Here is a 21,377-nt window from a genome sequence, read left to right on the forward strand (position 1 = left end):
TTCTATTTTTAAACTTATTCGGAATTTGTGTCAATGCTTTATGTTTAAAAAGAGCAAATAAATTTAGTTTCTATTAAAAAGGTGAGGAAAATGGTAGACGAACTGTTGGATATTAAAAAAATCAAAAGAAATCTTCATAATTTTGCCAAGGAGCGTGAATGGGAAAAATTTCACTCACCCAAGAACCTTTCCATGGCCCTGTCTTGTGAAAGTGCCGAACTTTTGGAGCACTTCCAGTGGTTAACTGAAGAACAGTCTAAAAAATTGTCACCCGAAACATTGACCGAGGTGGGTGAGGAGATTGCAGATATTCTTTTGTATGCCTTTAGACTATGTGATGTTTTAGATTTAGATATATCAAGAATAGTTGAAGATAAATTTCAGAAGAACATAAAAAAATACCCCGTGGAATTAGCACGGGGTATTGCAAAAAAATATTCAAAAAAAGACTGAGCTTTTTATTTTTTGTCTTTTCTCTCGCCTCTAACAACTGAGCGTTTCTTAGAGTCGAGTTCTTTCTTTCTTACGCGGATATTTTCAGGAGTAACTTCAACCCACTCGTCGTTGTCAATCCAGTCAAGCGCCCACTCAAGAGTTCTAGGAGGAATTGGAGGAAGAATAATGTTCTCATCTTTACCAGCAGTTCTTACTGATGAAAGGTGCTTTTCTCTAACACAGTTTAAAACGGCGTCGTTTGCTCTTGTGTGCTCTCCGATAACCATACCTTCGTATGTTTCATCTCCAGGAAGAACAAAGAATTTACCGTTGTTAAGAAGGTTGAAAAGAGCGTATGGAGTGATTTTTCCAGCTCTATCAGAGATAAGTGCACCGTTTTGACGAGCAAGCATTTCTCCAACATATGGTCTGTAACCGATGAACTCAGAAGACATTAGACCTTCTCCGCGAGTATCTGTTAGGAATGTTGAACGGTATCCAATAAGTCCACGTGAAGGAACTTCAAATTCAAGTCTTGTTCTAGTATCACCAAGAGGCATCATACCTTGCATGATCCCTTTTCTGATAGCTAGTTTTTCAGTAACAGCTCCAGTTGCTTCACTTGGAACGTCAAGAACAACTCTTTCATAAGGCTCAATTCTTGCACCCTCTTCATCAGTCTTTAGAAGAACTTCTGGACGTGAAAGCATGAATTCAAATCCTTTTCTTCTTAATTCTTCAAATACGATTGCAAGTTGAAGCTCACCTCTACCTTTTAGTCTGTATACCTTTGGGTCTTCTGTGGCCTCAAACTGAAGTGCAACGTTAAGTTTACAAGCTTCTTGAAGAAATTCTTCAAGCTTTCTACTTGTAAGGTAGTCACCTTCTTTACCTGAAAGAGGAGAAGTTGAAACTGAACAGTTAACAGAAACTGTTGGAGGCTCAACTGTAATTCTTGTAAGGGCTTCAGGTTTTTCAGTTGCAGAAATTGTATCACCAATTTTTGCATTTTCGTATCCAGCAAGGATAACGATTTCACCAGCTACAGCTTCTTGAACTTCTTTCATCGCAAGAGCATCGTAAACTTGGATTGAAGTAACTTTGAAAGTTTTGTTCTTTCCAGCTTCATCCATACAAACAACTTGCTGGTTACGATTTACTTTACCTCTTTGAATTCTACCAACAATTAGCTGACCTAAAAATTGTGAGTAAGCTAAGTTTGTAACTAGAAGTTGTAGGTTATCACCTGGAGTAATTTTTGGTTCTGGATAGTAATCAGAAACCATGAAGTCAAGAATAGGGAACATGTCCGATCTAACTTCTGAAGGATCAAGAGTTGCCCAACCATTTTTTGCAGAAGCGTAAAGAATAGGAATATCTAAATCAAAATCTTCAATGTTAAGAAGTGAAGCAAGGTCAAGAAGTAGGTCTTCAATTTCACCTTTAACTTCTTCGATTCTCTCGTCCGGTCTGTCAATCTTATTGATAACAACACCAATTTTAATTCCGCGCTCCATTGCTTTTTGAAGTACGAAACGAGTTTGTGGAAGTGGTCCCTCTGAAGCATCTACAAGAAGTAGAACTCCATCAACCATCATCAGTGATCTTTCAACTTCCCCACCAAAGTCGGCGTGGCCAGGAGTATCGAGTAGGTTAATCTTTGTATCTTTCCAAATGAAGGCACAGTTTTTGGCCGTGATGGTGATACCTCTTTCTTTTTCAATATCGCCTGAGTCCATGACACGTTCTACGATTTCTGCTCTTTCGTCGAATGTATTTGACTGTTTTAAAAGTTCATCAACCATGGTTGTCTTACCGTGGTCAACGTGGGCCACAACAGCGATGTTTTTGAGCTTTGTTACGCTACTCATAAAATAATTTCCTTTAGGATGGGGATTGGTCAATCTTGAGTCGATAGTGTAGTCTCAGAATCGAAATTTGTAACGTATTTTATGGGGTATTAGGTCAAAATGATACAGGTAAGTGGGCTAAGTAAGCATTATGGGTCTCAAGTTGTATTCGAAGACATCACATTTCAGGTCGGAAGTCGCGAACGTATAGGCTTAGTGGGCAGAAACGGAGCAGGGAAGTCGACACTGTTTAGGCTGATATTGGGCAATGAGTTGCCAGATGGCGGACAAATTTCAATACCTAAAGGGTATCAAATAGGTGCTCTAGACCAGCATATTTCCTTTACTAAAAGCACTGTTCTCGATGAGTGCTGCCAAGTTCTTAAGGGTGACGCCGTATATGACCAATATAAAGCGGAAAAAATTCTATTTGGATTAGGCTTTACGAAAGAAGATTTGGATAAAGATCCAAAGTCGTTCAGTGGTGGTTATCAGGTTCGCATTAATTTGTGCAAGGCCTTATTGTTGGAGCCGAATTTATTACTTCTCGATGAGCCTACCAACTATCTCGACATTGTTTCATTGCGTTGGTTGAAGGGCTTTCTTCGCTCATTTGATGGGGAAGTAGTTATAATTACACACGATAGAGACTTCATGGACAGTGTTGTTACCCATGTGATGGGGATTAGTCGTTCAAAACTTAAAAAAATAAAGGGCGATACAGCAAAATTCTATGAGCAACTTCTACAAGATGAAGAGCTTTATGAGCAGACGCGTTTGAATCAAGAGAAGAAAAAGGCCGAGCTTATGAAATTCGTAGAACGCTTTAGGGCCAAGGCCTCAAAGGCCGCTCAAGCACAGTCTAGGCTTCGCCAAGTTGAAAAAATTGGAACAATGGACTCACTGGCAGCACAGGCCAATTTAGATTTTGATTTTCAGTACAAAGATACACCTGGAAAAATTTTGTTAGAAGTTGATGATCTTTCATTTTCATATACAGGAAAAATGGAAGATGCACTTTTCAAAAACTTAAAATTTCATGTTGGAAAAAGCGATCGCATAGGAATTATTGGAAAAAATGGTAAAGGAAAATCGACACTTCTAAATGTTCTCGCCAAAGATTTAAAACCAATCACGGGGAATATGTCATTTCATCCAAGCGCTGTTCTTGGTCACTTTGGACAAACGAATATCAAAAGATTAAGTGATGGTAATACAGTCGTTCAAGAAGTTGCAAGTGCGAACCTTGATCTTTCAAATACAAAAGTTAGAAATATTTGTGGGACGATGATGTTCGAAGGTGATCTTGCGGACAAAAAAATAAGTGTATTATCTGGGGGAGAGAAAAGTAGAGTAATGCTTGGAAAAATCCTCGCAGGTGCTTCAAATCTACTTTTTCTAGATGAGCCTACAAACCACTTAGATATGGAATCAATCGAGTCATTATCCGAGGCCATTGAAAATTATCCTGGGGCCGTATTAATTGTAACTCACAGTGAATCACTTCTTAGAAACACTGTTAATAAGCTTGTTATCTTCCATGAAGGACGGGCCGATTTCTTTGATGGGACATATGATGAATTTCTAGAAAAGATAGGATGGGAATCTGAAGAGGAAAAAGTTGTAGAGATAGTTGTTCCAAAAAAAGATAAGAAAGAAGTTCAAAAACTGAGACAACAAACAATCATGGAGAGGTCGAAAGTTATTGGACCTATGAAAGAAAAGATTGAAAAACTTGAAAAGCAAATCATGACTTTGGAGAGTTACTTAGAAGTTAAAAATAATGAAATGACAGAGGCATCTTCAAAGGCCGATGGAAAAAAGATCACAGAACTTTCACAAGAAATTTCTCTAGTGAATAAGAAAATTGATGAACTATTCTTAGAGCTTTCTGATGTAAGTGAGACGTATGAGATTGAAAATTCTAAGTACGAAGATATTTTGAAGTCATTGGAGTGATCTCACTTGATATTATTTAGGTCTGTGGCATCATAGAAATAAGACTTAAACACGATAGGTGAGTAATGAAACTTGAAGATATACTGACGAAGAAAGTTCTTGTTGTAGATGATATGCCATCAATTAGAGATAATATCGTTTCATGTTTGAAAACAATTGGATTCAAAAAAGTTAATCAAGCTGAGAATGGAAAACAAGCGCTGGGAAAAATTAGAGAACAAGATGAAAATCAATTTGAATTCATTTTTACAGATATCAATATGCCAGAAATGAATGGAATTGAGTTTGTAAAAGTTCTAAGAGCAGACCCCACATTTGATAATACCCCCATCATTGTGATCTCTACTGAAAACGAGTCCGCAACGGTTATGGAGGCCATATATGCAGGGGCCAGTAACTATATTATAAAGCCATTTCGTCCAGATACTTTAAAACAAAAGATCATGGAAGTTTTTAAAATCAAAGATTAAAGTGGAAGCAAGAAGGTGAAGGCCGAACCTTTGCCTTTCTTGGATTCTATTTCTAGTTTCCCACCAATTTTATCCAAACTATCTTTTATTGCACTCATACCAATTCCGCGACCAGATAATTCTGTAACTTCATCTTTTGTAGAAAAATCTGGTAAGAATATACATTCAAAGAGTTGTTTATCAGAATAGTTCGCGGCTTGATTCACGCCTTTGTCGATCATTTTTTGACGAATTTTATCTGTGTCAAGACCTCCACCATCGTCTTGAATTTTTAATTGAAGATACTTTTCATCACTACTAATAATTTTCTCTGCTTCAACTAGGATTTGACCCTCATAATCTTTTTGAAGTTCTTCGCGCTTCATGCTGTCTTCAATTCCATGATCCATGCAATTTCTAAAAAGGTGTACAAGTGAGTTAAAGAACTCTTGATATTTTTGTTGATCAACTTTGTAGTCACCATTTTTTATAATGATAGGCTTCATCGGTTTATTAATACGTTCAGATATCTTTTCGACAAGTTCTACATACTTTTGCATGGATTCGTTGATAGACACATACTCAAAGCGTTCAGTGAAATTTTCAATGAGAATTTGATTATTTTGCTTATTTAGGAGCTGCTTAAACTCAATAAGATCTTGTGCTTTTACTTCTTTAACGTTGTCACTCATTCCCAATGTCTGGGCCAGTTCTTCTAGTAGATCTTCGATTAAACCTAAAAGGAGTTGAGAACGATCAATAATAATATCGATTAATTTGTCAGGTGTGCTCTCTGTGATGAGCTGCTCAGTTTGTCTCGCAAATAAACTAATATGAGAAACGTGAAATGTTGCAAAAGTTCCATTCATTGTATGAAAAACAATCATGGCATCGGCATGAGTGGCCTTGTTTTGCTGCGCTTTACTGATAAGGATATTTAGCATTTCCTTTGATTCATCAATAAAGTTGAAAAAATCACTTCTGTTTTTAATTAATTTTAGAATCATTGATACATATGCATCTTTTTCTTGGAATGCCTGGATAGCTTTAACTTCAGAAGTTACATCAGTCGCAACAGTAACCACATTAGTGAGTTTATCTTCTTCGTTTTTCATAGGGAAGTACTGAATCTTAACGGATTTAAAATCATCTTCTTGTTGATAAGTGCGTTCTTTAATTCCAAGTTGCTTGGCACTATCAAAAGGTAACATATTAGCGAAAAGCATCTTTGACCACTTGTTGAAATTTTCAATTTCCTTGTCATCGAGCTTTAGAACTTTTGAAAAATGTTGTCCTTTCGGATTAACTTCAAATATATCTTCAGTGGCCTTTGTGTAGATGTCAGAACAATTTCCATTTTCGTCGAAAACAAAGAGTCCTTGATCAAGAGAATTGATCATCGCTTCAATAAAATTATTCGCACTTTGAAGTTCAGCAGTTCTTTCAGCAACCATCTTTTCAAGATTCTCATTATAATCTTGAAGTTTTTCGATCATGACTTCTTTTTCTGAAAGCAGTTCTTGGATTTCAGACGACATATGATTTACAGAATCTCCAAGAATTTTTAGTTCATCATTTGTATTAATGGTAATTTCTGTATCAAAATTACCCCTGGCAATTTCTTTTGTCTGATTTATTAACTCAAGAATTGGAATGATAATTTTATTAGAAAATAGAATTGTTAAAAGAAGGCATCCGCCTAAAACAGACATAGAAAAGAAGATATTCTTAAGCATGAGTGCTTTGAAAACAAAAAATGCACTTTCTTTAGTAATTACATTGAGAAATGTGTAGTTGTTATCTTTTCTCTTTGAGTATGAAACAAGATAATCTTTCTTTCCATCTGTAAGAGTCAGAGTTCCTTGCTCAGAATTATTTTTTACGATTCCATTGATAACAGTAGGAGGAATGTTTGTTTTTAAAAACGTTTTCCCGGTGTTATCAACGAGAGCATTAGAGAAGATTTTATCTTTCATGAAATTCAAGTTGATATCGCGAAGACTTATGAGCATATGAAATTCAAAGTCTCCTGTTTCAATAGCTAAAATAGCTTTCCCATCAAAGTTCGATGGTATTACTTGAACTTTCTGTGTTCGTTGAATTGATTTGTCGTTGAGATCAATTGCATTGGTGTTCTTTAAGATTGTCCATTCTTGATCTTGCTTATTTCTATATGAGAGGTAGTCTACATCGTCGTTTTCAGAGACGATTTTGGTTAGATCATCAATATTAAGTCCACCACTTGAGATAATATTGAGAATATTTATGTTCTTTTGAATATATGATGTGAATTGATCAGAGCTTGATTCAATCTTATTTAAACCATTTTCAAAAATATAAGCGGTTTTATCCTTCTCTAATACTCTTTGCGAGAAAACGAGATTGAGTCCGATCGCCAAGACCAAAATGATACTTATACTAAGAACCATTTTGTGTTTGATTCCAAAACGAGTCATGCGTATTTTTCCTTATTTGAAAAAACAATAGATTATATTACATTTATTATAGAAACTTTTATTATTGAGACAAGAGTGGAGCATGTTGCAAGATAAGTTTGACCGTATTGTTTTTTCGATAGGTGCCATTTTTTTGGTGGGTGGCCTTGTGCTCGGAAATTTCTTTGAGTTAAATTCTCAGTCTTTAAGTGGAAATAATGTTTCAATTGCTCAGGTTTCAAAAATTAAAAAAAGTTCTAAAAGAAAAATAGAAGGTTCTCTTTCATGGAATGAAGTTAAGTTAAATGAGGATTTATATCAAAATGATCTCATCCTAACTGACAGTGGAGAGGGGATCAATGTCCAATATAAAAACAATATCGAAGTCTTCATCGATGAGAACTCCCTTGTAAAAATAAGTCTTTTAAATAATGTTTTCGATCTTGAGGTTTTAAAGGGTACTTTAGATGTCAATATAAAGGGACAGAATGATAAAATCCAAATTCGTTCTGGTAATAATATTAAATTACTGGAAGGAAAGAACGCTCAGTTTTCTGTAAACTCTGATGGAAGTCTTTTAAATACCGCGATCAAAAGTGGGCAGGTTAGGCAGCAAGATTTAGGGGTTAAGAAGCAGCCTCTACCATTAAAGAAAATTGCTAAAAAAGCGCCAATGTTTTCTCTCGAAAAACAAACTTTTGATCCAAATGTAGAGAAGACTTTTAAAGTTAGCAATATTGCTGGCAAAAAAAGCTCTATTCAGATGTCTACAACAAGTTCATTTTGGAATCCCCAGACGATTGAACTGGGTGAAAATGGTGCAGTTGTAAATTTACCAACACCCGGGCAATACTTTTTAAAAGATGAGTTAGGCCATATTGAAACATTTAAGGTTAGCGCATATGTTGCACCTGTGTTTGAGTCAAATGAAAGAATATTCAATATTATTCAAGGTGAACCTTTAAGTATTCAACTTAAGGGTGGAGAAGATATTGAATATGGAGTTAGACTTAGTGGTGCCATGGAGAAGAGCTTTGAGCAAAAAGGAAAAATTATTTCTTTTATTCCATTGAAAGCTGGAGATTATTCTATTGAAATTTTTCCAGTAGGCTCAGAAAATGCAAAATTGGTAGAAAGCATTAAGGTGAATTTTACCAGCCCTATAGGCTTAGAATCTGTCAGAGTTGCCCATCGTTTAAATAAAATCGGAGAATACAAATTTGCAGATGTGACAATTTTGGGAATGGATAAAGAAGCTAGCTTTAAAAAACAAATCGCCATTGAAGATGGTGAGGGAAAGATTATTAGACCAACCACTGTCTCTAAAACAAAAGCTGTCTTTAAGAATCTCAAGTTAGGGCAATATAAAGTAGTGGCCACGAATGCGAAGGCAACTATACCATTGAAAAAAATTGAAATCCAACAGAAGGTTTCTGCAGAAGTCGTGCTTTATAAGAAGAATCAATTTATTGAAAATCCTAAGGCGATAAAGGCCAATCTAATTTGGAGTGATGAGAAAGTTTCGAATTATAGAGTCCTTGTTTCGCAAACAAAAGATTTTAAAGTCTTAGAAATAGATACGATTACTGATAAAAATACGTTAGCTGTTAATTTAAAAAGACCGGGGTCTTATTTTTGGAAGGTAGGGCCTGTTGATAGACCCGAAATACTATCTTCTAATATCCAAACACTCAATGTGATTTTTCCTCAAATGATAAAAATTGCAAATGCCGAAAAAATTATCCTTAAAAATGTCAAAAAGAAGGGCATTGTTTGTTATGAGTTTGAACTTCCAACTTTCGAGAAAATAAATAGATATGAATTGGAAGTTTATAAAGATTCTGAATTAAATGATCTCGTCTTTGAGAGAAAGATGAATAAAAATACAGGTTGCTGGTATTCTAGTAAAAGTGGACGCTTTTATTACCGCTATAGAGTAATCGATGAGTGGAGCAGGAAGAGTGAGTTTTCTCCAACTGGAGAAATTATTTTCCCAATTTCACCTTTGACAGAGTTTTAAATGAATAAATTTGTTTTCTTTCTTAGTTTACTTTTTTCTACTTTGAGTTTTGCTGAATCAGTGAATTTTAAAGATTTTGTAATGGAAAATAGAGAGAGAGTAAAACTCATTCGAGTTAACTATATACCTTTCCAAGAACAGCACCTGGCCAATCTTTATAAAACTTTCGTCCTTGATGATGCCGTTGTTAGTAAGAATACTGAAATGGTTCAAAGGACGATGAGAGAAAACACTCATGTCAAAGATTGGACTAAGGTTCCAGCTGGGAAGAAAGTTAAATTATATATCTCACTCGATGTAATTGATTTTGATAAGCTTAAGGCCTATAAAAAATCAATTTATGATAAAGTTGTCGCTCTCAAAAATAAAAGCGATAAAATTGATCAGGCCAACAACAAATTACTACCTAAAGGATTAAAGGCATCTGTTTTTTATATGGCCTCATATGGTAAATTTACGCAGTCAAATCCTGCTCAGGCCAATATTACATTCTTGCAAAACTCCCCAATATCTCTTGGATTAGCTGTGTCTTTTTATCCAGAGAATAAGAATTATTCATTCTCATCATCAGTGTATTTTTCTTACTTATTAACAGCAGGAAATAATATCAATAATCAGGATGTTTCCATTCCGCTAGAGATTGGTGGAAATATTTATGGGGAATACCAACTCAAAAGAATGGGATTTTCTGTATACGGTGGCCTTGATTTTGAAAAGATGTCTACCTTCAACTTAGAAGGCGTCAGAAATGAGAGAATTATCTATGTCGATGAGTCGAGTATCGGCTATTTGACAGTCGGTGCTTCAAGAAGTTTTTCTTTAATGAATAAAACATTTTTTACAAAACTTAGTTTCTCAAAATCTATTTTTTCCACTCGTGATGTTAGTTATGCTGCTTCAGTTGATCATAGTTCATTCGAAGGGAGTAAAATACTCTGGTATTTGTTTCATAAGATAAATGATCGATATTTTGTCCATTCACTCTTTAAGTACCACTGGATGAGTGGTCCATCTGACCTAACTGTCACAAGAATTGGTGTTGGTTTCGGTTACATCTTGTTCTAGTTCTAGGGGTAAAGAAAAATTCCTGATATCCGAAAAGTTTCTTAGGAAATGATAAAGGGTATTGATATGAAGAATTGGATTTTATTATTATTAGTTTTATCAAGTGCTGCTTGTTCGATGAATAAAGAACAAAAATCTCAAGAATTAGCAAGCTCAGAGAAAGAAGACTTCACAATTAATGATGATGTTCTTGTTTTTGATGACGGTGCTGATATGGAGCTCGAAAGTACTATTTCTGGTATGTCAAAAGTTGAAGCTGATAGCATCTATGATGATCAAAACAAAATTAAAGGAATTAAAAATGAAATCGCTAGGGAAGTTGCTAGTATCGAGCAAAGTCAGTTCCTAGAATATACTGTAGAAGATGGCGATACATTAATGCTTGTTGCATTTAAGATTTATCGCGATAGTGACAAGTGGAAACACATCAGTATGTGGAATGAGGAGCTTCTTAAGGGAAGAACGCAACTTCAAGCAGGTCAGCAATTGAAGTATGTTCCAGAAGATAGTATCCCAAATTGGCCACCTAACGGTAATCCTTATCTCATTTTGAGAGGGGATTATCTAACAAAAATTTCAAAAAAATTATATCAGGATAATGGGAAGCATTGGAAAAATATTTGGGAAAATAATAAAGTACAAATTGTTGATCCTGATATGATCTTCGCTGGATTTACACTTTATTATTTGCCAAAAGAGCAAGTGTTAGAACGTGGTCCTGCCAATTTTTAATTATCTCATATAGCGATTATATTTATCTAAAAGGCCCATAAGAAATTGTGGGCCTTTTTGTTTTTTCCAATTACCCGCTAGATAGCGGTTACCTTCATTTATTGTTGGATAAGGTTGAATGGGGCGTAAGATAAAATTCAAATCTTTATTAAAAGTAATAGCTTGAATATATTGTTGAATTAATGTCGATGCTTGGGGATGAACAATTGTTGCGCCAATGATTTTTTGGGTATTCTTATTTAAAAGTACCTTTATTTTACCAAAATTTTGTTCATCAATTATGGCACGGTCAAGGTCAGATAGTTCATACTCTTGTACTTCATAGTTTATGTTTTTTTCAATGGCCATCTTTTCATTTACGCCAGCAGTTGCAACTTCGGGAGAAGTATAGGTCACCCAGGAAAGAGTATTGTAGTTAATTTTAAATTTTAAAAATTTCCCAAAAAGGGCATTAATGGCACAATACCATGCTTGATGAGATGCTGCGTGAGTTAGTTGAAAAGGTCCTGCGACGTCTCCACATGCGAAGATATTTGGAAAAGAAGTTTGCATATATTGGTTTGTTTTGATTGTTCCGGACATATTGAGTTCAAAATCTAAATTCGTGAGATCGCTGATATTTACTGCTCGACCTATGGCCATTAGGCAATAATCAAATTCAATAGTCTCTTGGATGCCTTCACAGTTTATTGAAGCACTATTTTTGTTCTCAAAACTGTTTATAGTAGTATTAAGTTTTATAGAGATATTTTCTAGACGAAGTTTTTGAAGAAGAATATCTGAAATATCACGATCTTCTTTTGATAAAATGTGTGAGTCTTTGTCAATAATTGTAACTTTACTACCTAAACGTGAAAATGCCTGACCTAGCTCAAGTCCAATAGGACCTGCTCCTACGATAAGTAGTCTTTCAGGACAATGGTCTAAATTCCAGATTGTATCACTCGTTAAGTAGTCTATCTTTTCAACTCCAGGTATCTTTGGAATTATGGGAGAGGCCCCTGTGGCAATCGTAATATTTTTTGCAGTATAACTAACTCCATCAATTTCAACAGACCAAGGATTTTGGATTTTCGCATTACCCCTTAGACATTCAACTCCTAGGGATTGATATCGCTCAATCGAGTCATGTGGTTCTATAAGTTTGATCTTTTCAGTGATGCTTTTCTTTACTTGTTTGAAGTCTACTAAAAGATCTTTGTGATGAATGCCAAATTGTGATGATCTCCTGACTTCATAGACCTTATTTGCAATATTGATTAGCGCCTTTGAAGGTACACAGCCAGTATTGAGACAGTCTCCTCCCATTTTATCTTTTTCTATGAGAAGAACTTTGGCCCTGGCCATTGCACAGATATAGCTAGTAACTAACCCGCCAGCACCAGCTCCAATTACGATCATGTTGTAGTCATACTTAACTGGACGCTCAAAGTTTTTATAGAGCTGATTTGTTTTGATGTTTTTTAGAATGAATTTTGCCATAAGAGGTAAAAGTCCAAGGAGTGAAAAAGATACGATTATTTTAAAATCAAAAATGTCTTCAACATTTGTAATAGATGAGAGTTGAACCCCTGCGTTGATATATACAATGGTCCCTAGAAGCATACCAACTTGAGAAATGAAAAAATAAATTATTGTCCTAATTTGCGTTAGACCCATAAGTATATTTATTAGGAAAAAGGGGATAACGGGAATTAGTCTTAAGCTCAAAAGATAAAACACTCCATCTTTTTCAAATCCATTATTTACTTCTTTCATTTGTGTTGGGAACTTCTCTTCGAAATAATTTCTTAAGAGATAGCGTGAACTTAAAAAAGATAAAGTCGCACCAATTGTGCTTGCAAATGAAACAATAAGTACACCCAACCAAAGTCCAAATATACTACCTCCCGCTAACGTTAGGATTGTTGCTCCTGGAATTGAAAGGGTTGTGACAATGACATATATAATAAAATATATCCCAATAAAGAAAATTGGCCTTTGATTATATTGCTGGATTAGCTCTAGGTGATTTTCTTTTAAAAATGAAAGTGAAAAGTAGTCACTAAAATCGAAATAATAAAAAATGGTAAAAAGAGTAATAATGATTGATATCAAAATCAACTTATTATTCTTCTTCATTTAGCTTGATCCTTCTTAAGAACTAGCGAAACAGAGTTTATACAATAGCGCAGACCCGTTGGCGCTGGACCATCATCAAAGACGTGTCCCAAGTGCGCTTTACAACGAGAACAAATGACTTCTGTTCTCGACATTCCAAATTTTCGATCTTCTAAAAGCTCAATATTTCCCTTGTTGATTACATCGTAAAAACTTGGCCAACCAGTTCCTGAATCAAATTTCGTTTCTGATGAGAACAGAACTTGTCCACAATTTGAACATATATAAGTTCCATGATCGTGAGCATCCCAGAGATGACCAGTGTAAGCGCGTTCAGTGCCTTTTTGTCTGGTTACATAATACTGGAGAGGGGTGAGGTTCTTTTTCCAGTATTCATCACTTTTATTGGACCAATCACTTTGTGAGGCCATATTTGTTAAGTGATGACCCACTTTAGAAATTTCATTTTCATCAGCTGATTTTCGAGAGTAATCAAAGGCGAGTACTCCAACAATAATCAGTGCAAAGAAGGTCAAAAGAGAAAGTACTTTTTTCTTGGATAACATTTTATCCTCGCAGTTTTTTATATCCTTTAATACCGAGCATAAGTGCTCCTGTAAAAATTATGAGCCCAATGATACCATTTGCCATACTTAATACATCCTTAAGGACCACAAGAAAGACAATTGCGACAAGAAAAATTGTGGCAACTTCATTCCATACTCTTAACTTAGTGCTGGAAAGGGGGAATTTGTTACATTGAAGATTTTTTAAGATATATCCACAACTTAGATGATAGAGGAATAATCCAAAGACAAAGCATAGTTTTACTATTAGCCAAGGGTGATCAGTCAAAGGGAAGAAATTGTGAAAAAGACTTAGGCCAAAAAGAATTGTTAGTACACATGATGGCCATGTGATTCCATACCAGAGTCTCTTTTCCATAATCTTAAATTGGTTTTGTAAGATCTCTTTTTTAGTCTCTTCTAGTTCATTTGCTTCTGTATGGTAGATGAATAGTCTAACTATATAGAATAGGCCCGCAAACCAAGTTACGACAAAAATTATGTGCAGTGCCTTTAAGTAAAAGTACATGATTTCTCCTTATCTCTTGATGTTTAAAAAAGTACCACGTACCCTATAGGAATGAAAACGACATTTTACCTCTTTAGACACGGCCTCACAGACTGGAATAAACAAAGAAAATTACAGGGAAGAATTGATATCCCTCTAAATGATGAAGGTCGTGAACAGGCCAGGGAGCTTCGACTTTTCATAAAGAATCTTCCCATAGACATTGTCTATTCGTCCCATCTTAAAAGGGCATTTGAAACGGCCATAATCGCAGCGAGTAGCGATGGGCGAGAGATCGTAGAAGCTATGGAATTACAAGAATTAGATTTTGGAGATGCTGAGGGACTAACGATGGAAGTTGCTCTTGAACGCTTTGGCAAAGATTTATGGAATAATTTTTCAGATACCAAAGAATCTTCTCTCGATATTTCTTTTCCAAATGGTGAAAAAAAAGGTGTAGCTCTACAAAGAATGAGAACTTTGATTAGTAAAATTTGTGAGGGTCCTCACCGCCATATTGGTATTAGTACTCATGGTGGAACTTTAAGATGTTTGTTACATTCTTATTTACCTGAAGGGACGAGTCCAATTAGTATTTCAAATTGTACAGTCTATAAACTTGAGATCGATGAAAAGGGTCACATTGTTACTGGGCCCATCTTTCCAGGATTTTTATAATTTCTGACTTTATATCGTCTCTTTTTAAGAGTTTATTAAAATCATTTTTTAAATCAGAATCACGCTTTTTGAAAGCAATACTCACTTCACTTGGATGTTGTGATTTCTTAATTTCATATAGTTCTATTTGGTGTTTTTTTGCTAAGTAATGTCCGACATATCTAGGCATTATTGCCGCAGATATATCGCCTTTAATAAGACCTTCTATAGATTGCTCTTTGGTTTTGAATTTTTTAAACCTAATACTACTTTTAATAAGTTCATGGTTTAATTGTGAGTCTTCATCTGCGCCAACAAAGTGTCCTTTTAAACTCTTTATTGTTTTGAATTTTGTATTTTTAAGACTAAATAGGGTGGAGGCTCTTGAGTAGAGAGAATCCGAAAAAAGAAAGCGCCTATCTCTCTCTGGACCACGCTCAATTCCCCAAATGCAATCAATGTTATCAGTGAAGTTAAATTTGCTAATGACATCACTCCAATTCATTTGAACAATTTTAATTTTGAAATTTGTTTGTTGTGTGAATGAATTTAAAATCTCTACATCTATTCCTGCTGGCCTGTCGTTTTCAACGAATTGGAATGGAGGAAAGCCAATTGCCATTGCACAGACAAGCTGGCGTTCTTTGCTATGAACGATTGATGAGAATAAAAAAAAAATGAGAAGGAGGGTACGTGTCACCTTCTCATTATATCATGCCAGAAGAAATGTTCCCAAGAAGATTCCTAGGGCAAGAAGGGCAAACGAAATAAAGTTTAATCCAAGACCCTCTTTAATCATATCAGAGAGTTTTACTTCGCCACTACCATAAACTATGGTGTTAGGAGGGGTTGCTACAGGTAGCATAAATGCCATATTACAAGCAAGGGCCACCCCAATTGTTGCAATGAGAGGCGAGTGACCATTTTGAAGACTTGCAGCTATAATCATAGGAATAATAATATTGGCTGAAGCTGTATTAGAGGCAAGTTCTGTAAAAAATATTGTAATAAAAACGACTACAATAATTGATAGTGCAAATTGTAAATCTGAACCCCCACCAAGTAAGGCTTGGGAGGCAAGCTCAGCAAGACCTGTTTTAAAAAGGATCCCACCTAGAGATAGTCCCGAGCCAAAAAGAAATAGCGATGGGTAATCAATTTCTTTTGTATGTTCGAGTGATAGTATTTTCACTCTATCATTAAGCGGAAATAAAAAAAGTAATGAAGCGCAAAATACTGAAACGACACCTGCAGTGAGTTTTGTTTTTATAAAAATCGCAAGACTACTTTCAGGGTTTGGAATAAGACCTATAAAACTTGGAACAAACCACAAGATCACAGCAATTGAAAAGATTATCATGACAGTTCTTTCACTTTTCGTCACATGCCCCATTGTTTTTTTCTCTTCAATTAAGGCGGTATAAGGAAAACTATTTTCTTGATCAGTTATTCGTCTTGTTGTGTAGAGATATAAAAAATAAATCATGATTACAACAAGTGGCAGGCCAAAAAGCAACCATTGTAAGAATGTAACTTTAATATTAGCTAAGTTGTTAAGCATTCCTAAAGCAATGAGATTGGGAGGTGAACCAATCGGTGTGCCCAGTCCTCCTATCGTCGCAGCATAAGCAACACCTAAAAGTAGTGTTGACTTTAATTCTCTCTCTTTAAGCTCCAATCCTTTAACAATTCCAATCACAATTGGAATCATCATTGCGGTTGTCGCTGTGTTTGAAACCCACATAGAAAGCACAGCAGTAATTGCATAGAGAGCTAAGATAGTTCTTTTTAAATTTCCGGCAACATAGGGAAGAGTAAGAAGATGAAGGGCAATTTTCTTATCAAAGCGCAAGACTTCTAGGGCCTTTGCGAGTAAGAATCCACCCATAAAAAGAAAGATGATATCATCACTAAAGGGAGCAAAAGCTTCCTTCGTAGTTGTGACCCCCATCAATATGGACAAGCACACACCAAAAATTCCCGTTATAAAAAGAGGGACTGAGGTGAGAAGCCATTGGCAAATGACCCACGCAAAAATGGCCAAGAAACGTTGTTGAATAACAGTGAAGCCAGTATCTATAGAGAGAATCACTAAAAACAAAAAGGGACCGATAAACAGTCCCTTTTTGTAAATATTAAGAACGAGTCTTTTCATATTTACTCACGGCCAAATGTTGGCGCTCCTTCAATATTTGTGTTGTAGAAATCACCAAATTTCTTCATTTGCTTATGGAAGCTTGTTGCAAGTTCTTTTGCTTTTACAACGTAGTCGTCAGAATTTGGCCAATTCTTTTGAGGCTGAAGAGTTGCAGTTGGAATGTCTCTAACACCAGCAGGAATTTGAAGACCAAAGATAGGATCTTTTTCCATTGGAGCATCATTTAGTTCATTCGCTTGAATTGAACGGATAAGTTCTCTTGTTACTTTTAGTGGGAATCTGTTACCAACACCATATGGACCACCTGTCCAACCAGTGTTTACCATCCATACTTTGATATTGTGACGGTCAAGGTATTCCCCTAGAAGTTTAGCATACTCACTTGGGTGTCTAAGCATAAAAGGAGCACCAAAACATGGAGAAAAAGCAGCTTGAGGTTCTTTAATTCCAATTTCTGTTCCTGCTAGTTTTGCAGTGTAACCTAGTACAAAGTAGAACATTGCTTGTTCTTTTGTCAGTTTTGCAACTGGAGGTAGTACTCCAAAAGCATCTGCAGACAAGAAGAAGATATGACTTGGTAATTTACCTTTTGAAGATGTTTCAAGGTCTCTAATGAATGAAAGTGGGTAAGATGAACGACCATTTTCAGCAATGCTCATATCGTCGAAATCAACTGTACCTGTTTTATCATTCATTACAACGTTTTCAAGAAGAGCACCAAAACGATTTGAAGCTTCAAAAATTTCTGGTTCTGTCTCTTTAGATAGTTTGTATGTTTTTGCGTAACATCCACCTTCAAAGTTGAAGATTCCTTCGTCTGAAAGACCGTGCTCATCATCACCAATTAGGAATGTTCCTGTATCTGTTGAAAGAGTTGTCTTACCTGTTCCAGATAGACCGAAGAATACAGAAGTTTCCATATTCGATAGACGGCTTGCTCCTGCGTGCATTGGCAGAATTCCACGAGTTGGCATTTCGTAGTTCATTGCTGCAAACATTGATTTTTTAATTTCACCTGCATAAAGAGTTCCAACGATAATTGTTGTGTTTGTATCAAAGCATGTGATGATTGCAGTTTCTGATTTAGTATTAAATTCTTTTGGATCCAAAGTTAGTAGTGGAGCGTGAAGAATTGTGAAGTCATTGTCGTTGAAATTGCGTGTCGTTTCTCTGAAAAGGTGACCAGAGAATAGAGCGTGACTTGGGTGTGTTGTAATTAGTCTTGCACCAAGGTTGTGCTCAGGGTGAGCTCCAACAGATCTCTCAGTAATGAAGAGTTCTTTTTGCTCATTTAAAAAGTTCACAACTTTTGTTTTAAGGGCCGCAAAGTTGTTTGGAGTCATTGGGTTTAGGTTGTTTTCCCACCAAATTGTCTTTTCAGTTTTTTCACTTTTTACAATGTAACGGTCGTTTGCTGAGCGCCCAGTGTGCTTTCCTGTTAGTACGACAAGGGAACCATCTTTTGTAAGACGACCTTCGCCTCTTTTAACAGATTGTTGAATTAAAAATGAAGGAACTGGGTTAACGAAAACATTATCACCAAATTTCTCTACATTTAGGCCTAAATTTTTGTAGAAATCCAACATAAGGAACCCCTTTTATTGCGTTGTGTATAAATAGTGCTATTTTTTAACTGATAATACCCATTAAATCTATGATTGAAAGCATCTTTTGCTATGAAATTGATTGATTTTTAAACCTCACTCGCGATAATAAGTTTTTTTTGGTATATAATGTAGGATTAATCTCAAAATTAACTTTATGCGCAAGGTTGAAAAAGCTATGAAAAAAATGAGCTCGCTCGAAATTAGAAACAAGTTTCTTGAGTACTTTGAAAAGAACGATCACCTTAAAATTGGTGCCGCTTCAATTGTTCCTCAGAACGATCCGACACTTCTTTTCATCAACTCGGGGATGGCCCCGCTTAAGAGTTATTTCTTAGGAAAAGAAACACCTCCAAGTCCAAGACTTGCAAACTTTCAACCTTGTATTAGAACAAAAGATATCGATGATGTTGGTGACAGACACCACCTCACAATTTTTGAAATGATGGGCTCATGGTCAATCGGTGATTACTACAAAGATAGAGCATGTGAACTTGCTTATAATCTTCTTGTTGGAGAAATGGGTTTCCCAGCTGAAAAATTATATTTCACCGTTTATGGTGGAAATGAAAAGCTTGGCATTAAACCAGACTTTGAATCAGTAGAAGCTTGGAAAAAATGTGGTGTTCCTGAAGACCATATCGTTATGCTTGGAGATGATAACTTCTGGGGTCCAGCTGGTGACACTGGTCCTTGTGGTCCATGTACTGAAGTTTTCTTTGACTGTGGTGAGCAATACGGTCCAACTTATAAACCGGGTGGCCATTTTGATGATGTAAGCCGTTACATCGAAATTTGGAACGCAGGTGTATTTATGGAACTTAATAAGCAAAAAGATGGAACATTCGAACCTCTTCCGCTTAAGTCTGTTGATACAGGTTCTGGTCTAGAGCGACTTGCGATGGTTATCAACGGTCATGATTCAGTTTATGACACAGATCTTTTAAAGCCACTTGTCGATATGTTTGGTGAAATGATCGGTGGTTCTAAAAATGAAAATGATATGAGAAAAGTTAGAATGCTTTCTGACCATACTCGTGCAGCGACTTGTATTCTTGGTGAAGGGGTTATGCCTGGAAATGAGGGGCAAGGTTACATTCCAAGAAGATTGATCAGAAAATGTATTGCTGCTCTTATTTCTAAAAAAGTTAAAAATATTGATTTCACTCCAATGGTTGATAAGACAATTGAAATCCTTGGGGACTTCTATCCACAGATGAAGGCCGCGCGAGAAGCAATTATTTACAATATGCAAACAGAAGTAAGTGAGTTCACTCCAATCGTTGAAAAAGGTCTTTCAATGATTGATGAAATCGTAGCGAAAGCGCCTGCTAAAATATTCTCTGGTGAAGAAGCTTTTGATCTTGTTTCAACTCACGGACTTCCACTTGAGGTAATCAAGTCACACCTTGCTGACCTTGGTCTTTCATTAGATGAAGAAAAATATGAGAAATGTTGGGAAGAACACAGAAAAGCTTCAAGAGTAATTTCTAGAAAAGGTGGATTGTCTGATGATCAAGAGAAAATTGAGGCCATTTTTACTGAAGGAGAAGCGACAGTGTTCAAAGGCTATGAAGCTTTAAATCACGCTTCTATTGTTAATAAGATTGTAAAAGGAACAGATGTTGTAGAATTTGTTTCTAAAGGTGATGAGTTCTCTTTTACAACTACAGAAACATCATTTTACGCTGAAAGTGGTGGTCAGGTTGGTGATAAAGGTATGGTCGTGGCCCCTGCTGGTAAGGCCGAAATTGTAGATACAGTTAAAGTTAAAGATAAGCACGTACATATTGCGAAAGTAATTGAAGGTGAAATCAAGTCATCTGATAAAGTAGAGTTAAAAGTTTCTGAAAATGAGAGACAATCAACAAAGAGACATCACTCTGCGACTCACTTACTTCATTCAGCTCTTCACCAAGTTCTAGGTAAGCACGCAACTCAAAAGGGATCACTTGTTAAGTCTGATCGACTTCGTTTTGACTTTCAACACCCTCAAGCTGTAACGAAAGAAGAGCTTGAAGAAGTTGAAAAACTTGTAAATAAGTGGATCATGGAAAATGCGAAAGGAAGCGTAAAACTTTGCGGATATGAAGAAGCTATCGAATCTGGTGCCATGGCCCTATTTGGTGAAAAGTATGATTCAAAAGTTCGCGTCATCTCTTTTGGTTCTGAATCTGTTGAACTTTGTGGGGGAACTCACGTAGAGGCAACTGGTGATATTGGTTTATTTCTAATTGCTTCAGAAACATCTGTCGCTAAAGGTATTAGAAGAATCGAAGCCGTTGTTGGTGCACATGCAGTAGAGTTGATGCAACAAAGAAATAGAGAGTTAAATGCTGCTGCCAACGAACTAAAAGTTAAGACTTCAGATATCGTTGCCAGAATTCAAGAGATGAGAAAACAAGCGAGTGCAAAGAAAAAAGAAGCACCTGCTGTTAATGCTAGCAGTGCTCAATTTGTAAAAGAAGTGAAAAAAGAACTGCACGGTGTAAGCTTTTTTGCTGGAGAGATGCAAGTGGAGCCAAGTACTCTTAAAGAGCTTGGTGATCAAATGATTGATAAGGCCGAGAGTAAAATTGTTTGTCTTCTAGGTAAAGATGACAAATCAATTAAGGCCTTTGTATGGGTTCACAAAGATATCGCTGGAAAAGTGAAGGCCGGTGATATTCTTAAGCAAATTCTTGCTCCTGTTGAGGGAAGGGGTGGCGGTAAGCCTAACTTTGCCCAAGGTGGTGCCCCAAGTCTTGAGGGAATGGATAAGATCTTCGGAGCTATTGAATCTCTGTAAAAAACTTAGACAACCTATCATTTAAATAACTAGTTTTTAGCGAAAATGGTG

Annotated in this window: 16 protein-coding genes; 8 read left to right on the forward strand and 8 right to left on the reverse strand. The window is 36.1% G+C overall.

Translation table 11 applies throughout. The features are described 5' to 3' along the window. The first annotated feature begins 105 nt into the window (after positions 1-105). Complete coding sequence (locus M899_RS02700) at positions 106-453, forward strand: nucleotide pyrophosphohydrolase (RefSeq protein WP_231370248.1); 348 nt, start codon at positions 106-108, stop codon at positions 451-453. A gap of 5 nt (positions 454-458) precedes the next feature. On the opposite strand, the gene typA is transcribed toward M899_RS02700, so the two are convergent. Then, positions 459-2,306, reverse strand: a complete 1,848-nt coding sequence (gene typA / locus M899_RS02705) for a translational GTPase TypA (protein ID WP_021269854.1) — start codon at positions 2,304-2,306, stop codon at positions 459-461. 99 nt (positions 2,307-2,405) lie between these two features. On the opposite strand from typA, the gene M899_RS02710 reads away from it, so the two are divergent. Both M899_RS02710 and M899_RS02715 read left to right on the forward strand, forming a co-directional pair. Continuing rightward, positions 2,406-4,244, forward strand: coding sequence for an ABC-F family ATP-binding cassette domain-containing protein (locus tag M899_RS02710; protein WP_034727530.1), 1,839 nt, complete (start codon positions 2,406-2,408; stop codon positions 4,242-4,244). 65 nt (positions 4,245-4,309) lie between these two features. Beyond that, positions 4,310-4,714: a response regulator gene (locus tag M899_RS02715; RefSeq protein WP_021269874.1), complete on the forward strand. Its 405-nt coding sequence runs from the start codon at positions 4,310-4,312 to the stop codon at positions 4,712-4,714. Here the strand turns inward: M899_RS02715 and M899_RS02720 are convergent. Then, positions 4,711-7,149: an ATP-binding protein gene (locus M899_RS02720; RefSeq protein ID WP_021269891.1), complete on the reverse strand. Its 2,439-nt coding sequence runs from the start codon at positions 7,147-7,149 to the stop codon at positions 4,711-4,713. The genes M899_RS02715 and M899_RS02720 overlap by 4 nt on opposite strands. An 82-nt stretch (positions 7,150-7,231) precedes the next feature. Here M899_RS02720 and M899_RS02725 point away from each other — a divergent pair, with 82 nt between their 5' ends. From M899_RS02725 to M899_RS02735, 3 genes are all read left to right on the forward strand, one after another. Then, positions 7,232-9,148, forward strand: coding sequence for a hypothetical protein (locus M899_RS02725; RefSeq protein WP_034727532.1), 1,917 nt, complete (start codon positions 7,232-7,234; stop codon positions 9,146-9,148). Next, positions 9,149-10,213, forward strand: coding sequence for a hypothetical protein (locus M899_RS02730; protein WP_034727534.1), 1,065 nt, complete (start codon positions 9,149-9,151; stop codon positions 10,211-10,213). It begins immediately after the preceding gene. 66 nt (positions 10,214-10,279) lie between these two features. Beyond that, positions 10,280-10,945 (forward strand): LysM peptidoglycan-binding domain-containing protein, encoded by a 666-nt coding sequence (locus M899_RS02735; RefSeq protein WP_021269843.1) that lies wholly within the window; start codon positions 10,280-10,282, stop codon positions 10,943-10,945. Here the strand turns inward: M899_RS02735 and M899_RS02740 are convergent, their stop codons facing one another. From M899_RS02740 to M899_RS02750, 3 genes are read right to left on the reverse strand one after another with little or no spacing between them, the layout of a single operon-like run. Beyond that, on the reverse strand, positions 10,946-13,066 hold the full coding sequence (locus M899_RS02740; RefSeq protein WP_021269912.1) for an FAD-dependent oxidoreductase: 2,121 nt from the start codon (positions 13,064-13,066) through the stop codon (positions 10,946-10,948). Beyond that, positions 13,063-13,611: a peptide-methionine (R)-S-oxide reductase MsrB gene (msrB, locus tag M899_RS02745; protein ID WP_021269844.1), complete on the reverse strand. Its 549-nt coding sequence runs from the start codon at positions 13,609-13,611 to the stop codon at positions 13,063-13,065. Before msrB ends, M899_RS02740 begins: the two co-directional genes overlap by 4 nt. Before the next feature lies 1 nt (position 13,612). Continuing rightward, positions 13,613-14,140, reverse strand: coding sequence for a CopD family protein (locus M899_RS02750; RefSeq protein ID WP_021269882.1), 528 nt, complete (start codon positions 14,138-14,140; stop codon positions 13,613-13,615). Positions 14,141-14,191: 51 nt separating this feature from the next. Here M899_RS02750 and M899_RS02755 point away from each other — a divergent pair, with 51 nt between their 5' ends. Next, on the forward strand, positions 14,192-14,797 hold the full coding sequence (locus M899_RS02755; RefSeq protein WP_021269868.1) for a histidine phosphatase family protein: 606 nt from the start codon (positions 14,192-14,194) through the stop codon (positions 14,795-14,797). Here the strand turns inward: M899_RS02755 and M899_RS02760 are convergent. The 3 genes from M899_RS02760 to M899_RS02770 form a co-directional block, all read right to left on the reverse strand. After that, positions 14,766-15,398 carry a transporter substrate-binding domain-containing protein gene (locus M899_RS02760; RefSeq protein ID WP_021269911.1) on the reverse strand — a complete coding sequence of 211 codons (633 nt, stop codon included), beginning with the start codon at positions 15,396-15,398 and terminating at the stop codon, positions 14,766-14,768. The genes M899_RS02755 and M899_RS02760 overlap by 32 nt on opposite strands. Before the next feature lie 90 nt (positions 15,399-15,488). Continuing rightward, on the reverse strand, positions 15,489-16,931 hold the full coding sequence (locus M899_RS02765) for an SLC13 family permease (RefSeq protein WP_021269919.1): 1,443 nt from the start codon (positions 16,929-16,931) through the stop codon (positions 15,489-15,491). A 2-nt stretch (positions 16,932-16,933) separates the two neighbouring features. Further along, positions 16,934-18,520, reverse strand: coding sequence for a phosphoenolpyruvate carboxykinase (ATP) (locus M899_RS02770; RefSeq protein WP_021269866.1), 1,587 nt, complete (start codon positions 18,518-18,520; stop codon positions 16,934-16,936). 175 nt (positions 18,521-18,695) lie between these two features. On the opposite strand from M899_RS02770, the gene alaS reads away from it, so the two are divergent. Beyond that, complete coding sequence (alaS, locus tag M899_RS02775; RefSeq protein ID WP_021269883.1) at positions 18,696-21,326, forward strand: alanine--tRNA ligase; 2,631 nt, start codon at positions 18,696-18,698, stop codon at positions 21,324-21,326. Positions 21,327-21,377 lie beyond the last annotated feature (51 nt).

Source organism: Bacteriovorax sp. BSW11_IV (assembly GCF_000447755.1).
Lineage (GTDB): Bacteria > Bdellovibrionota > Bacteriovoracia > Bacteriovoracales > Bacteriovoracaceae > BSW11-IV.

Coding starts and splice junctions, on each gene's coding strand:
- typA (WP_021269854.1), bottom strand. CDS start 2,306: ATGAGTAGCGTAACAAAGCTCAAAAACATCGCTGTTGTGGCCCACGTT.
- M899_RS02710 (WP_034727530.1), top strand. CDS start 2,406: ATGATACAGGTAAGTGGGCTAAGTAAGCATTATGGGTCTCAAGTTGTA.
- M899_RS02715 (WP_021269874.1), top strand. CDS start 4,310: ATGAAACTTGAAGATATACTGACGAAGAAAGTTCTTGTTGTAGATGAT.
- M899_RS02720 (WP_021269891.1), bottom strand. CDS start 7,149: ATGACTCGTTTTGGAATCAAACACAAAATGGTTCTTAGTATAAGTATC.
- M899_RS02725 (WP_034727532.1), top strand. CDS start 7,232: ATGTTGCAAGATAAGTTTGACCGTATTGTTTTTTCGATAGGTGCCATT.
- M899_RS02730 (WP_034727534.1), top strand. CDS start 9,149: ATGAATAAATTTGTTTTCTTTCTTAGTTTACTTTTTTCTACTTTGAGT.
- M899_RS02735 (WP_021269843.1), top strand. CDS start 10,280: ATGAAGAATTGGATTTTATTATTATTAGTTTTATCAAGTGCTGCTTGT.
- M899_RS02740 (WP_021269912.1), bottom strand. CDS start 13,066: ATGAAGAAGAATAATAAGTTGATTTTGATATCAATCATTATTACTCTT.
- msrB (WP_021269844.1), bottom strand. CDS start 13,611: ATGTTATCCAAGAAAAAAGTACTTTCTCTTTTGACCTTCTTTGCACTG.
- M899_RS02750 (WP_021269882.1), bottom strand. CDS start 14,140: ATGTACTTTTACTTAAAGGCACTGCACATAATTTTTGTCGTAACTTGG.
- M899_RS02755 (WP_021269868.1), top strand. CDS start 14,192: ATGAAAACGACATTTTACCTCTTTAGACACGGCCTCACAGACTGGAAT.
- M899_RS02760 (WP_021269911.1), bottom strand. CDS start 15,398: ATGGCAATTGGCTTTCCTCCATTCCAATTCGTTGAAAACGACAGGCCA.
- M899_RS02765 (WP_021269919.1), bottom strand. CDS start 16,931: ATGAAAAGACTCGTTCTTAATATTTACAAAAAGGGACTGTTTATCGGT.
- M899_RS02770 (WP_021269866.1), bottom strand. CDS start 18,520: ATGTTGGATTTCTACAAAAATTTAGGCCTAAATGTAGAGAAATTTGGT.
- alaS (WP_021269883.1), top strand. CDS start 18,696: ATGCGCAAGGTTGAAAAAGCTATGAAAAAAATGAGCTCGCTCGAAATT.